Here is a 13977-nt window from a genome sequence, read left to right on the forward strand (position 1 = left end):
ATTGATAAAAATCTCCTCTAGATTTAATATTATAACTGTGAATAGAAAAACGTTTACAATTCCATCAATGGAGGATTTATGAATGGCTAATTTTGAATTCCGGTTCACAGATTCATTAGAAAAGGTATTTCCAGTGAACCCGCCAAATGCGATACAAATGAATGATATTACAATTTTTCAAAATGAACATTTTTCTTTTCAAATTGCGTATTATTCTCACGAGAATAATAAAGTACATATTCTGCTAGAAGCTGATAATACAATCGAAACATCTATTAGCCTCGTTAAAAAAGTACCTTCTACTTTTCCAGCTTATGCTGATTCACATGATGAAAATTACCTTTCTATTTCACCAGGACTATTTCCCGATTTACTAAAGCCAGTGACTGCTGAGGGAATTGAGCTAGAGACGGATGGTTGGAACTCCATATGGGTTGATGTTTTACCTAAATCAGAAGCTTCTGGCGAGAAGAGGTTAAAAATAATCATTACGGATGAAAATCATCATTCTATTTACGAACAGTCTTTAACGATTCGAGTCATCCCATATGCTCTACCTGAACAAAAACTAATCCATACACAATGGTTTCACACAGACTGTTTAGCCGACTATTATAATGTGGAAGTTTTTTCGGAAGAACATTGGAGAATTATTAAAAACTTTATCCAAACAGCCAATGAAAATGGGATTAATATGATTCTCACTCCTATTTTCACTCCACCTTTGGATACGAAGGTTGGAGGTGAACGAACTACTGTACAACTCGTGCAAATTTCGTATAAAAATGGCAAGTACGATTTCGATTTTACACTACTGAAAAAGTGGCTAGAGCTTTGTATACGCAAGGGAATAAAATACATTGAAATTGCCCACCTATTTACACAATGGGGGGCAGAGTTCACTCCAAAAATAATGGTGTTGGAAAATGGGAAGCTAATAAAAAAATTCGGCTGGGACGTAGCGGCTGACAGTACAGAATATCGATTATTTTTAGATTCGTTTCTCCCTGAATTGACGGAGTTTTTAAAAGCAAACTGGAACTCTGATAAAATATATTTTCATATATCAGATGAACCAAATGAAACAAATATAGCGACATATTCGAAAGCAAAAGAAATAGCAGAGCCATATTTGAAAGAATTTAAAATAATAGATGCATTAAGCGATTATTCATTCTATCAAAACGGGATCGTTACGAAGCCTGTTGTTGCAAATGATCATATTCAAACATTTCTCGATCATCATGTCCCTAATTTATGGACTTATTATTGCTGTGCTCAAAATCAAAAAGTAAGCAATCGATTTATGGCGATGCCTTCCGCAAGGAATCGAATTATAGCAACACAATTATTTAAATACGATATCGAAGGCTTTCTTCACTGGGGTTATAATTTTTACCGCAGCCAATACTCGATAGAGCCGATTAATCCTTATGAGATTACAGATGCAAAAGGTGCTTTTCCATCAGGCGACACGTTCCTCGTCTATCCTGGGGAAAACGGAGAAGCGATTCCCTCTATTCGCTCTCGCGTCTTTTATCAAGCATTGCAAGATTTACGCGCGTTTCAATGGCTTGAACGATTAAAGGGAAAAGCCTTTGTTTTGAACATTATTGAAAAAAGTTACACGATTACTTTTGATGATTATCCGAAAGAAAAGGAATATATTTTCCAAATTAGAGAAGAGATTAATAGAGAAATAGAAAAAGCACTAAGTGAATAAAGTCAAAAGGCGATGGGATTGTCCTTCGCCTTTTTTGTCTTTTAAGTAAATGCCTCTTAACATAGACGTTGATTTCCGCTATGTAACATCGTGTGAAATTGGTTTTAATCTTATTTAACTATTCTATCCCTGACTGCCAATCCAATTGAAGTTCTTTTCTTATATAGACCATTTGTCCAATATGATAGGCATTATGAGAAGCATTTATTCCAATATACTCCCACCATATTGTATCTTCTGGATCGTTTATCATGAGTTCATCTAATTCTTCTTCTTTCAAAATATCTTTCCAATGCAGTAACGTACTTATTAATTTAGCTTTTTTATCTTCAAATGATTCTTCATAATCATAAGTAAATGTTTCTACAATTTTTATTGATTTATAAGCTTTTTTATCTCTAGCTAAGTAACGTTTCTGCCATATTTGATTCCAATATATCAAATGATTTACAAGTTCATATATACTATGTGCATTCTCAGAGGACTTCCACCTTGCTTCGTCCTCCGTAAGCCCTTCAACTGCTTTTTGAAAAGGTGAATAAGAACTAGGGCTGGAGGCATTCGCTATGAACAAATCAACTAGTAATGCTTTTACGTGTGTCATTTGTTCACTCCCTTTAGTATTTTAAGAAATGTAAATACGATATAAACGTTATCTAAATAATAAAATAACCTATCATTCTAGAAACTCGCTTTCCGCGGGAAGATCGGGATTTTCCTTGGCACTATGTGCTTTTAATATTTCCGGTGGACTCTCCTTCTTACAGGAGTCTTGAGCCTTTCGCTCCAATCAACAAAATTGAAAGGTCACTACTGAGCTTTCCCCATAGCCTTATTAAAATAATAGTTGATACTCCCCGTTTTTATTCATCTTAATTTCTATTAATTCATCAACAGGATCCACTATTCTATCCTTTTCTTCCTTTTCACGAACGATGATCGGTTTTTTTGATTTAAGAATAAATGACTTCCCCGCATTACAGGTTATTTTTACTGCCGCAACCTGTAATTTGTCCCAAGTAATATCCACTTCAAAACCGCCTTGAACGCGAATTCCCTTAATATAACCTTTAGTCCATGTGGATGGAAGTGCAGGTAGAAATTCAATATACCCCTTATGGGATTGTACGATCATTTCAACTACTCCAGCTGTATAGCTGAAATTCCCATCAATTTGGAACGGCGGGTGCGCCCCAAATAGATTCGGATATATCCCACCCCCAACGAAAATTTCTTTATTAGCATCAACTATATTAAATAATTGTTGAAATAATGCGTTAACACGTTCACCATCTTTCAATCTTGCCCATAGACAGATTTTCCATCCGAGACTCCAACCAGTTCCTACATCTCCCCTTCTGTTAAGAGTCTGCTTGGCAGCACTCATCAAAGGACCTTGTATGATTTGATTGCCCGGATAAACTCCATATAAATGAGAAACATGGCGATGGTGTGGTTCAACATCTTCGTAATCGATCGACCATTCCTGCAATTGACCATATTTTCCAACTTGCATTGGATATAAACGATCTTTTGCCTCTTTCACCTTATTAACCCATTCTTCTTCAATACCTAGTACTGCAGCGGCATCGATACAATTTGTAAATAGATCCCAAATGAGTTGCAGGTCCATTGTTGCACCTTTAGTGACCGAACCGACTTGTCCTGTTTTTACATAAAAGAGATGTTCCGGGGAAGTAGAAGGTGAAGTTGTTAAATAACCATTCCCATCGTCTACTAACCAATCTAAACAAAAATCTGCTGCACTCTTCATAAGAGGTAACGCTTCGTTTTCTAAATATGTTACATCTTGAGAAAACACAAAATGATCCCATAAGTGTCGGCAAAGCCAAGGGCCTGCCATTGGCCAAAACGCCCAGATTGGATCCCCATGGCGATTGCCTCCCACCGGGTCTGCTTTTCTCCATATATCTGAATTGTGATGCGCTGTCCATCCTTTTAACCCGTATCGCTTACTTACCATTTTCTCTCCGTTTACTGCTAATTCACTAACAAGTTTTAATAGAGGACGATGGCATTCCGCTAAATTCGTTACTTCTGCTGGCCAATAATTCATTTCAGCATTAATATTTAATGTATAGTTAGATGACCATGGTGGTCGTGTTGAATCATTCCAAATCCCTTGCAGATTTGCGGGCTGTGTCCCTTCCCTTGATGACGAAATCAATAAATATCGACCATATTGAAATAAAAGCTCTATCATTCCTAAGTCGTTCGCACCGAATTTTTTCACTCTTACGTCTGTATCAAGTACTCCTGCAGCCGGCTCGTGATCTAAAGAGAATTCAACACGATTAAAGAGACTTTGATAATCCCGAATATGTTCAGCTTTTAACTGCTCATATGAAATGTTCATCGCACTTGAAAGCAACTCTTCGTTTTTTCGAGTTAATTCGCTAAAATATTTCCCAGGCAATTGGTCGAAACCGTTAAATGAAGTTGCAACTGAAAAGTATAATATGGCTTTAGTAGCATTCGTAATGGAAAGAACACCATTTTCAGAACTGACTTCTCCGTGCTCTGCTAAAACTCCCAATCTCCCTTCACAATGAATCGCGTCAGTATCCCCGAATTCTCCATAAACAATAGGGAGTTCGTTTTCATGAACATAATTTGGTTCACAGTTTTCCGGACAAATTCCTTGTAAAATCAATTTATCTTCCGTATTTGAAATTTTATATTTTAACGGACTGTCGAGTGTAATATTTACATTTAATTTATTTTCTATTGAACTTGTAAGCTGGATGACTAGTACCTGATGTGGGTGAGAAATGAACGCTTCCCTTGTATATTCTGTTTTACCTGCTATGTATGTTACAGTTGAAATTGCCTCTTCTAACTTTAAATTCCTTTCGTATTTTTGAGCTTTATCGCCATGTAAATAATGAATTTTTAGATTTCCAAGAGGCATGTATGCTTGCGAATACGGACCGAACATATTTTTCGTTTCGCTAGCCGCTTCTTCATAATTTTCTTCATCAATAAGTTTTCTTACCTTATTAAGTGATTCCCGGTCATCATATCGCTTATCCTGTCTAGATGGGCCAGACCATAGCGTATCTTCATTCAACTGAAACTGCTCGACTTCAACGCCGCCAAAGTGCATTGCACCCATTCTTCCATTACCTAGAGGCATTGCTTCAGTCCAAGTTTTTGCTGATTTTTTATACGTTAATAAGTTCAATAGAGAATCCTCCGTTATAGTTATTTCCAAGCAAACATCATAATGAAAAAAGAATACACTTCAAGATCACGGTGTATTCTTTTCTATTCAGCTATATCTTTACATTCGTTCTGTAACAAGAAAATTCTTTAATTATTGGAGGGAGTACTGAATCCGTCACCCTCAATTTTAATTTATGCGTTTTAAGGGAAGGGACTTGCTTAATATACCGATGACCGATTGCTGATCCTTCTGCAATTACTGTCCACTCTCCATTGACCAAAGCTAAGATTTCAAATTCACGTATTCGTTCGCCATATTCAATATTTTCCATTAAAACAATATGATCTATACACATTTCATTTTCTAAAGTTAATTCCAGCTCCGAGCCATTACCAGATACCATCCCTAGAGGATTTGAAAATCTTTTGTTAATTTCAGCACCGAATTCTAATAGACGCTCCGCATCACATTCGGGAATTAAGCCACGATTGTCTGGTGCAACATTTAATAATAAGTTTGTCCCATGTCCGACAGAATTGTAATAAATATGCATCAGCTCATCTAAAGAGCGCAGACTTTCTTCATCATTTGGGTGCCAAAACCAGTGCAGCTTGCGGATTGGAACATCACATTCGGCAGGAAGCCATTCAGGTGTGTCCCGCAGCCACTTCACCTTTTCATCAGAAAACATGCTAATTTTAGCAGCACTTTCGGTATTCCAGCAAGGATATGGAGCTAAGCCCTCTTCATTGCCTACCCACCTAATGGTCGGTTGCCCCATATTAAAAATCATTGCATCTGGCTGATATTTTTTTACAATACTGATGATTCTTTCCCAGTTATACTCCCTGCCTTCTGAACCCGCACCATCAAACCACACTTCTACGATGGGACCATACTGTGTCAATAATTCTGTCAGCTGCTCGCAATAAAAATTATCGTACGCATTTGCATCATCATAACAAGGCTCGTGCCGATCCCATGGAGATAAATATAGTCCAAAGTAAATGCCTTCTTCTTTACAAGCATCTGCACATTCACGGACAACGTCGCCATTGCCATTTTTCCAAGGACTCGATTTTACTGAATAATCAGTCGTAGCTGTTGGCCAAAGACAAAAGCCATCATGATGTTTTGCAGTCAACACAAAATATTTAAATCCTGCGTCTTTTGCAAGCTTAACCCATTGAGCAGCATCCAATTCCGTTGGATTAAACAATTCCGGAGAATCCGTCCCTTCTCCCCACTCTTGATCACAAAAGGTATTCATTCCAAAATGGCAAAAAACACCTAATTCAAGGTTTTGCCAAGCTAGTTGTGATTTTGTAGGGAGTGCAAGTTTACTTATTTCCATTTTTGGTCACACCTTGTGTAATAAAATATGTAGACTTCTTCTTTAACAGATTGCTATTTGTAAAAATTAAAACAACATAATCTTTATATTTGTATTGTGATTCCCTTAAACCTCATTCCAAAATCTTCTTACATTATCCATACCAACCTTAGAACCTACCTTACAATCTTCCATTCCTTCAAATTCAACTGTAATATAGCCGTCGTACCCTGATTCTTTAACAAGCTTCACGACTTCTCGGATATTAATATCTCCTTGTCCAACAATGGCACCCCGCAAATAATTGCCATTCGCTGTTTTGAACCATCGGCCTTCCCCTGGATCTTGATAATATGGTCGATAATAAAAATCTTTAAAATGAACAAGTGAAGCATATGGTAAGTTTTTCTTGACCCCTACTAGGGAATCTTCATCTACACACATAAAATTTCCGATATCTACAGTTGTTTTAAAGTTAGGACGATTCACTTCCAGCAATACCCTTTGCACCCTATCACTTGCCTGCACACAGTGCCCGTGGTTTTCAATCGTGGTTGTTATACCGAAATCCGCGGCATAGTCAGCAATTCGTCTACTACCTTCTACCATTAAGTGCAAATTTTTCTCAAACCATTCAATTGTAATTTTTTCCGGAGGTAGTGTGAAGGCTGTAACATCATGGCGCATATGCTTAATTCCCATACGATTGATTAGATCAACATGACTTTTTAACCTTTCTATTTCCGCTTCGAATTCTTGCTCCGTTTCTTGTACAAAGTTTGCCGGCATAGAATAGTTGGATAATTCAATCCCGACTGACTCTGCTTTATCACGAACAGCGTCAGCAAGCTCTAGGTTATCGATGAGTGTAAAACCGTATGGAACGATTTCCATATGTTCCCCACCATTGTCAGCAATCCATTGAACAACATCGAGAACATTCATTTCCCCTGAATTTAGTGCGCCTAACAAGCTGTATGTACTTAAACCGATCTTCATAACAATTTCCTCCTTCTATTAATCTTCTACTAGTTCCAATTCAATGACTGTATCGCTTTCATCAGGAAGCCTTGCTCCTTCTAAATTGATGAATGCTCCGCTTTCTATATCTGAATATTGCTCTGCCATCCAAGGGGTTTCGACTTTTAACTCAGATCCATCAGCAAGTAATCTAGCTTTTTTAATTTTGCCTTTTAATCCGGCAAAATAAATTGGTCCAATGCCGCGGTCAAAGACATGTGCATAAAGTTTATTGCCATTCTTTGTATATCTGCCCCATTCCGGTTTTGGCAAGTTGGCGGCTTTACATCCGTATATACTTTCTCCGTTTCTTATCATCCATTTACCGACTTCTTGTAAAATTTTTAGCGATTCTTCTGGGATTATTCCTCTTGCATCAGGTCCTACATTTAATAGTAGATTCCCGTTTTTACTTACACACTCAACTAATGTTCGAATGACTTGTTTCGTTGATTTGTAATTTTTATCTTTTGAATGATAGCCCCAGTTATCATTTAGTGTGATACATGCTTCCCAAGGAATTTGTTCTCCATTTTCATCTATAATTCCTTCTGGAGGCACAATTTGTTCTGGTGAGTAAAAATCACCCGCATATATTTCTGGAGTGCTCGATTTTATGTTTCCGCCAAGTCTATTATCAATGATAATGTCAGGTTGGATATCGCGGATCATCTGAATTAGTTCAGTCGCCTTCCACTTTTCACCGGTCATATCATCGTAAGAAAAATCAAACCACATAATATCAATTTTCCCGTAATTAGTGAGCAGTTCTTTAACTTGTCCATGCATATATTCAAGATATTGCTCGAAATTAATATCTTTTTCTCTAAAACTTTCATTATCCCGCATTGGATGATTGCGGTCGCCAAAAGCAGGGTAATCCTCATGATGCCAATCAATGATTGAATAATAGAAGCCTACCTTCAACCCTTCTTCACGGAAAGCTTCTACATACTCTTTAATTAGATCTTTGTTTGCCGGAGTGTTGGTAGCTTTATAATCCGTTAGTTTACTATCAAATAGACAAAAGCCATCATGATGTTTCGTTGTAAGTACTGCATATTTTTGCCCTGCTTCCTTTGCTGCCCTTGCCCATTCTCTTGGATTGTAATGGGATGGGTTGAACTCCTCGAAATATTCCTCATAATCTTCATTACTTATCCTTTCAACACTTCTAACCCACTCACCCCTCGCAGGAATAGCGTATAAACCCCAGTGTATAAACATTCCAAACCTATCATCTAAAAACCATTTTGTACGGTCAGTTCTATTCATCCTTCGCCACCTCTTTCAATATACCCTTAAGATCGTAGAGCGTTTACATTAAAATTAGCACCTTACGAAATCGCTGTCAATTCGACTTGTTGTAAGAAAAAGATTTGAAACATCCAAGCTTGCTTATATTTTATAAAACCTTTTTGCATTTTCTCCAAAAAATAAGCCATTATCTTTTAGTGGCATCTTTTTCACTAGATTTTCATTGACGACTTGTATAACTTCATCATATGTAGCGGCAAGAAGACAAACAGGCCAATCACTTCCAAACATAATTCGGTCAGCGCCAAAACAATTGAGAATATGTTGTATATATAGTTCAAAGTCACTTAACTCCCATTTTTCGTGATCCGCCTCTGTTACAAGTCCTGAAATTTTACACATAACTGATTGAAATTTCGAAACTTCCTCTATTCCAACTGCCCACTGATTCCATTGTTCCTCTTTTATATTTGGCTTTGCACAATGATCAATAACGGCTCTTAGTGTTGGAAACTCTTGTAAGAGCTCTAAAACAACAGGAAGATGTTTCGGATAGATTAACAGATCTATAGGAAAATCATTTTCAATTAATATTTTAATACTCTTCTTTACTTTAGTTTTTAATATCCACCGGTCATCATCCATATTTTGAAGCATCGGTCTAATTCCTACAAATTTCGGATGATTGTTCAGCTGTGCAAACTGATCTGGAAATTGATCAGATGACAAGTCGATCCAGCCAACAACCCCTCCAATCGAATCGTATTGTTCCGCGAGCTCCAATAAAAACTCGCTCTCCTTAAAATGAGGAGCTGCTTGGACGGCAATTGTCTTTTCAATGTGATGTTTCTTTAAATGCGTCTCAAGATCTTCGGGAAGGAAATCGTGATAAATCGCCGTTAAATCAGAAGTTGGCCAATCAGTATGTTGATTTTCTAGCTTCCAATAATGTTGATGTGCATCGATTTTCATTTTATCCATCCTTATAAAATCTTATATTTTTGTTATTTTAATCTCCGACAATAACTTCTTTATTATGTTTGCTTGAACAAATCCAGTCTTCTTTTCCATAGCATTTGCCATTCCACAAGCACAAGCCATCTTAAGGCTATCCTTAAGGGAGTAGTTATGATAAATGGAGTATGCCATTCCTGCTATCATACTATCACCGGATCCTACCGGATTAGCTACGGCAATTGCCGGAATATCCGCTTTCAGAACAATGTCTTTTCTAACAAGCACGGCACCGTTTTCACCTAATGAAAGAAGAACATGTTGAACTCCTTGATCGCAAATTTCTTTTGCCACTTCAACCATTTCATCAATGGCCTTTAAATTTTTCCCAGCGAATTGAGACAATTCTTCTTGATTCGGTTTAATTAAAAAAGGACTGCCTTCAATTCCAGACTTAAGAGACTCTCCGCTAGTATCTAAGAGAAAAGGAATATTATATTCATTTGCCAATTTACTAATTTCTTTATAAAATGATGATTCCATTCCTAAAGGTAAACTGCCTGATGATACGATGAGTTTAGCCTTTTTAAACATTTGTTTATATGTATAAAGGAAACTTGCTTTTTCTTCCTCTGTGATAACAGGTCCCTTTTCCATCAATTCTGTCTGTGTAGACTGATTTTCATCGATAAACGCTAAGCATGTTCTAGTATCCTTATTAATTGTTGTAAAAGACTGCTCCAAATCATCCAATTTTAATTGATTCTTAATCCATTCCCCATTTTGTCCTCCAAGAAATCCCAAGCAAAGCGGCTGCGCACCAAGTTGCTTGAGTACACGAGAAACATTTAAACCTTTTCCACCCGCAGTCTTATTTCCGTTTTCCACTCGATGACCTTTACCTAACTCAAAGTTATTAACACGATAGGAAACATCAATTGCAGGGTTTAAAGTGACTGTTATGATCAAAATATCAACCTACTTTATACGTTATTTAACATTTAAGATATCAATAAACGAGTAGGAAGCAAAATGTTCCTACTCGAAATTAACATTTATTATTTAGAAGCTATTAAAGCTTCAAATTTGGTCCAACTAACTTCACTTTCCCCTTCAATGGTAGCTTAATGACAGGAAAGTTAGTCTTTTTATCATACTACTGTTCTATTATTTCTCAATTGGGTTACGTAATCATTCATATCAATCGTTTTTCCTGATATTCTTGATTCTTCAGCGGCAAATGCAATTAAGTGACTTTTTGCCGAAACTATACCTGAGCTATGACTCTTGTTTACATTGCTTCTAACTTGTTTAACGAAATCTTCCATGATTAGCGTGTCAGCTCCATCATGTCCCCCTTCAACTTTTTCCGGATTAATTTTTTCAACTCTTCCAGAAAAATGTTTAATTTCAATTTCATTAATATAATGGTTCCCGCGGATTTCACCTTTTGTTCCCATGATTTTGAACGTTCTACTTATCTCGTTCGTAAATGCGGACATCGTAAATGCCACAGTGACTTCATTGTCAAATAAAAGATTAACGACTTGATGATCAACCACGTCATTATCACAGCGATAGACACATCTTCCATATGGCCCTTCTTGCAAGGCCTTTAGTCTTTTTTCATATTTTGGTTCAAGGGTGACTACATTTGAAGGCCATTCATCCTTCTCATTTAAATACATTTTAATCGCTGAGAATGGGCATTCTCTTTCTACCTTACAACCATCTGTGCATCTAGCGGTAGAACCTTCTGGAGCATTTTCCTCATTAAAATAGGTTAAGCTCCCAAAAGATGAGACTTTCACACATTCCGCTCCGACCAGCCACTGCAACATATCCATATCATGACAGCTTTTTTGCAAAATCATCGGACTTGATTCCTTGGAATTACGCCAATTTCCACGGACAAAGCTATGAGAATGATGTAAAACACCAACATTTTCATTCCACTGTATAGCTGTGATTCTTCCAATCACTTTTTCTTCGAGCAAGCGCTTTACTGCTCTATAATATGTCGAATATCTCATACCATGACAAACAGATAAGAGACTTCCATGTTTTTCAGCTTCCTCTGCCATTTCTAATGATTCCGCTGGAATTGGTGACATCGGTTTTTCCAATAATATTTTATAACCTTTCTTAATTGCTTTCATAGTAGGATCATAATGCATGCGATCTTGCGTACAAATTAATAATGCCTCACATATTTTTGGTTGATCTAAAAGCTGTTCCCAACTTGAAAATTGCATATCTACAGGAATATTATGATCTCTAGCAAACTTCTCCCGTCTTTCGGGATTTTCTTCTGCAACGGCAATAAACTTAATTTCTTGTGGGTTTTTTATTGCATAACTAGCATATGCATTCATCCCTCTAGCACCAGCACCAATTAAAGCAGCATATATCATTTTTTTATCATCCTTTCCATCATAAATTTATATAGAAACTAAGATAGCTTAAACACCTCAAGCCCTTTTACATAAGTAGATAAAATGGAGAACTCATCATCAATGATTAAAAAGTCGGCATCCTTCCCCTTTTCAATTGATCCCTTTAAATGATCGATCTTAGCTTGTCTTGCAGGTACCATTGTGTAAGAAGGAAGCACATCAAACAGAGAATACCCAGTAAAGGAAATCACATTTTTCAGTGACTGAATCATTGTCAAAGTACTTCCTGCAAGGGTTGACCCATCTGATAGATATACTTGACCATCTGTTACATAAACACGTTCATATTCTCCGTCTGGAAGACCTGCACAAAATACAGCATCCGTGATAGCGCAAATATTCCAAACTCCTTTCATTTCAAAAAGAAGCTTTACCATCTCCGGGTGTACATGGATGCCATCTGCGATAATTTCTGTTGTAAGTTCTTTTAAAACCAATCCCGCACCAGCAACTCCGGGTTCTCGATGATGCAAAGGACTCATCCCATTAAAATGGTGAGTTGTATGTGTTGCACCAGACTGAATCGCTTCAATTACCTCTTTAAAATTTGCATCGGAGTGTCCAATAGAAACTGTTACTCCTAGATCATTGAAATATTTCACTGCTTCATAACCATTTTTAACTTCCGGGGCAAGGGTTACTAATTTAATAAGATTTTTGGAAGCTTCCATGTATTCATCAATTTCATTAATAGATGGTAAACGAATATCGGACTTTTCTTGAGCTCCACTTCTTTTTTCATTAATAAAAGGTCCTTCCAAATGCACTCCTACTAAATCGGCTCCCGGCATTCCTTTCTCAAACGACTCCGCGGCGCAAGTTAAGGCTTTAATAATTCTTTCTTTTGATGCAGTAGAAGTCGTCGCTAAAAATGCAGTTGTGCCATGTTTAGCATGAAAAGCACTAATTTCTGCTAAGGAATCATATCTTCCATCCAAGAAACTATATCCGTTTCCACCATGAATATGAACGTCAATAAGACCAGGAATAATAGATTTCCCCTGTACATCTACAATTACATCATGAGTTAAAACTTCTGGGCTTCCTTCACCGATTTCTTCAATTTTTCCATTCTCATTAACTAGTATCCAACCTTGATCAATGATCCTATCTAACATAAAGATACTAGCATTTTTAAATAGAGTTACTTGGTTTTTCATAAAAACGTCCTTCCTTGTAATATATACTTTTAAGAAAAACTTACTTTATCCTTTCGTCCCTGTCAAAGCGATTCCTTGAACAAACTGTTTTTGCAATACAATAAACATAAGAATCATTGGCCAAGTTGCAAGTAGGGAGCCTGCCATTAGAACAGGGAAATCCGTTATATATTGTCCTTGAAGAGATGCTAAACCAGCAGATAAAGGCATCTTACTCGGTGAATTATTAACTATAAGAGGCCACATTAAATCATTCCAAGACCATAAAATGGTGAAGATTGCATGTGCAATCAGTCCTGGTTTAGCTAATGGAAGCATAACTCGCCAGTAAATCTGAAAACGATTACACCCATCCAATTTTGCTGCATCTTCAAGCTCGCCAGGGATAGTCATAAAAAACTGTCTAAGTAAGAAAGTTCCAAAGGCACTCGTAATACCGGGTACAATTAAAGCCTTCAGTGAGTTTAGCCATTCCAATTTAACCATGATTAAATACTGTGGAATGATATACGCTTGATTTGGGACCATTAAAATCGATAATAGTAAAATGAACAAAACGTTTTTTCCAGGAAAATCTATCCTAGCAAATGCATATGCAGCTAACGAACAAAATACTAATTGTCCAAGAGTTTTAAAAAAGGTAGTGAATATGGTGTTCCAATAAAAGTTAAAAAACGGTAATGTAATAAATATTTCAGTAAAGTTTTTCCATTCAAGATGACTTGGAAAAATAACTGGAGGTACTTGGGTTGATTCTCCAAACGTTTTCAAAGCTGTTAAAACCATCCATAAAAATGGGGTGGTCATAATAATTGCTCCTAATATTAAAACGATATGGATCATTGCTCTTTTGGGTTTCCCATTCGAAATACTATGTACAGACATTT

The 13977-nt window shown here is 36.8% G+C and carries 11 protein-coding genes; 1 reads left to right on the forward strand and 10 read right to left on the reverse strand.

Annotation, left to right across the window (positions count from 1 at the left end; all coding sequences use genetic code 11):
- Positions 1–82: 82 nt before the first annotated feature.
- Positions 83–1723, forward strand: coding sequence for a DUF4091 domain-containing protein (locus KHA96_RS19180; protein ID WP_213130918.1), 1641 nt, complete (start codon positions 83–85; stop codon positions 1721–1723).
- 118 nt (positions 1724–1841) lie between these two features.
- Here the strand turns inward: KHA96_RS19180 and KHA96_RS19185 are convergent, their stop codons facing one another.
- The 10 genes from KHA96_RS19185 to KHA96_RS19230 form a co-directional block, all read right to left on the reverse strand.
- Positions 1842–2327: a DinB family protein gene (locus tag KHA96_RS19185; protein ID WP_213130919.1), complete on the reverse strand. Its 486-nt coding sequence runs from the start codon at positions 2325–2327 to the stop codon at positions 1842–1844.
- Between the two features lie 231 nt (positions 2328–2558).
- Positions 2559–4928 carry a glycoside hydrolase family 95 protein gene (locus tag KHA96_RS19190; RefSeq protein ID WP_213130920.1) on the reverse strand — a complete coding sequence of 790 codons (2370 nt, stop codon included), beginning with the start codon at positions 4926–4928 and terminating at the stop codon, positions 2559–2561.
- 91 nt (positions 4929–5019) lie between these two features.
- Positions 5020–6264 (reverse strand): alpha-L-fucosidase, encoded by a 1245-nt coding sequence (locus KHA96_RS19195; RefSeq protein WP_213130921.1) that lies wholly within the window; start codon positions 6262–6264, stop codon positions 5020–5022.
- Positions 6265–6369: 105 nt separating this feature from the next.
- Complete coding sequence (locus KHA96_RS19200) at positions 6370–7242, reverse strand: sugar phosphate isomerase/epimerase family protein (protein WP_213130922.1); 873 nt, start codon at positions 7240–7242, stop codon at positions 6370–6372.
- A gap of 18 nt (positions 7243–7260) precedes the next feature.
- The gene (locus KHA96_RS19205; protein ID WP_213130923.1) at positions 7261–8538 is read right to left on the reverse strand and encodes an alpha-L-fucosidase; all 1278 of its coding nucleotides are present in this window, start codon (positions 8536–8538) and stop codon (positions 7261–7263) included.
- A gap of 123 nt (positions 8539–8661) precedes the next feature.
- The gene (locus KHA96_RS19210; protein WP_213130924.1) at positions 8662–9492 is read right to left on the reverse strand and encodes an amidohydrolase family protein; all 831 of its coding nucleotides are present in this window, start codon (positions 9490–9492) and stop codon (positions 8662–8664) included.
- A 21-nt stretch (positions 9493–9513) separates the two neighbouring features.
- The gene (pfkB, locus tag KHA96_RS19215) at positions 9514–10443 is read right to left on the reverse strand and encodes a 1-phosphofructokinase (RefSeq protein WP_213130925.1); all 930 of its coding nucleotides are present in this window, start codon (positions 10441–10443) and stop codon (positions 9514–9516) included.
- A gap of 182 nt (positions 10444–10625) precedes the next feature.
- Entirely contained in the window at positions 10626–11888 is a 1263-nt protein-coding gene (locus KHA96_RS19220; protein WP_213130926.1) for a Gfo/Idh/MocA family protein, read from the reverse strand.
- Between the two features lie 38 nt (positions 11889–11926).
- Positions 11927–13090 carry an N-acetylglucosamine-6-phosphate deacetylase gene (nagA, locus tag KHA96_RS19225; RefSeq protein WP_213130927.1) on the reverse strand — a complete coding sequence of 388 codons (1164 nt, stop codon included), beginning with the start codon at positions 13088–13090 and terminating at the stop codon, positions 11927–11929.
- Between the two features lie 45 nt (positions 13091–13135).
- A complete protein-coding gene (locus tag KHA96_RS19230) occupies positions 13136–13975 on the reverse strand; it encodes a carbohydrate ABC transporter permease (RefSeq protein ID WP_249315759.1) in 840 nt (279 codons plus the stop codon).
- Between the last annotated feature and the right edge of the window lie 2 nt (positions 13976–13977).

Origin of the sequence: Bacillus sp. FJAT-49711 (genome assembly GCF_018343715.1) — a bacterium.
In the GTDB taxonomy this organism is placed as follows: Bacteria; Bacillota; Bacilli; order Bacillales; family Bacillaceae_C; genus Lederbergia.

What these genes read in the sequence shown, in the direction of transcription:
- KHA96_RS19230 (WP_249315759.1), bottom strand. Translation starts at nt 13,975, where the DNA reads ATGTCTGTACATAGTATTTCGAATGGGAAACCCAAAAGAGCAATGATC.
- KHA96_RS19220 (WP_213130926.1), bottom strand. Translation starts at nt 11,888, where the DNA reads ATGATATATGCTGCTTTAATTGGTGCTGGTGCTAGAGGGATGAATGCA.
- nagA (WP_213130927.1), bottom strand. Translation starts at nt 13,090, where the DNA reads ATGAAAAACCAAGTAACTCTATTTAAAAATGCTAGTATCTTTATGTTA.
- KHA96_RS19200 (WP_213130922.1), bottom strand. Translation starts at nt 7,242, where the DNA reads ATGAAGATCGGTTTAAGTACATACAGCTTGTTAGGCGCACTAAATTCA.
- KHA96_RS19210 (WP_213130924.1), bottom strand. Translation starts at nt 9,492, where the DNA reads ATGAAAATCGATGCACATCAACATTATTGGAAGCTAGAAAATCAACAT.
- KHA96_RS19185 (WP_213130919.1), bottom strand. Translation starts at nt 2,327, where the DNA reads ATGACACACGTAAAAGCATTACTAGTTGATTTGTTCATAGCGAATGCC.
- KHA96_RS19180 (WP_213130918.1), top strand. Translation starts at nt 83, where the DNA reads ATGGCTAATTTTGAATTCCGGTTCACAGATTCATTAGAAAAGGTATTT.
- KHA96_RS19195 (WP_213130921.1), bottom strand. Translation starts at nt 6,264, where the DNA reads ATGGAAATAAGTAAACTTGCACTCCCTACAAAATCACAACTAGCTTGG.
- KHA96_RS19205 (WP_213130923.1), bottom strand. Translation starts at nt 8,538, where the DNA reads ATGAATAGAACTGACCGTACAAAATGGTTTTTAGATGATAGGTTTGGA.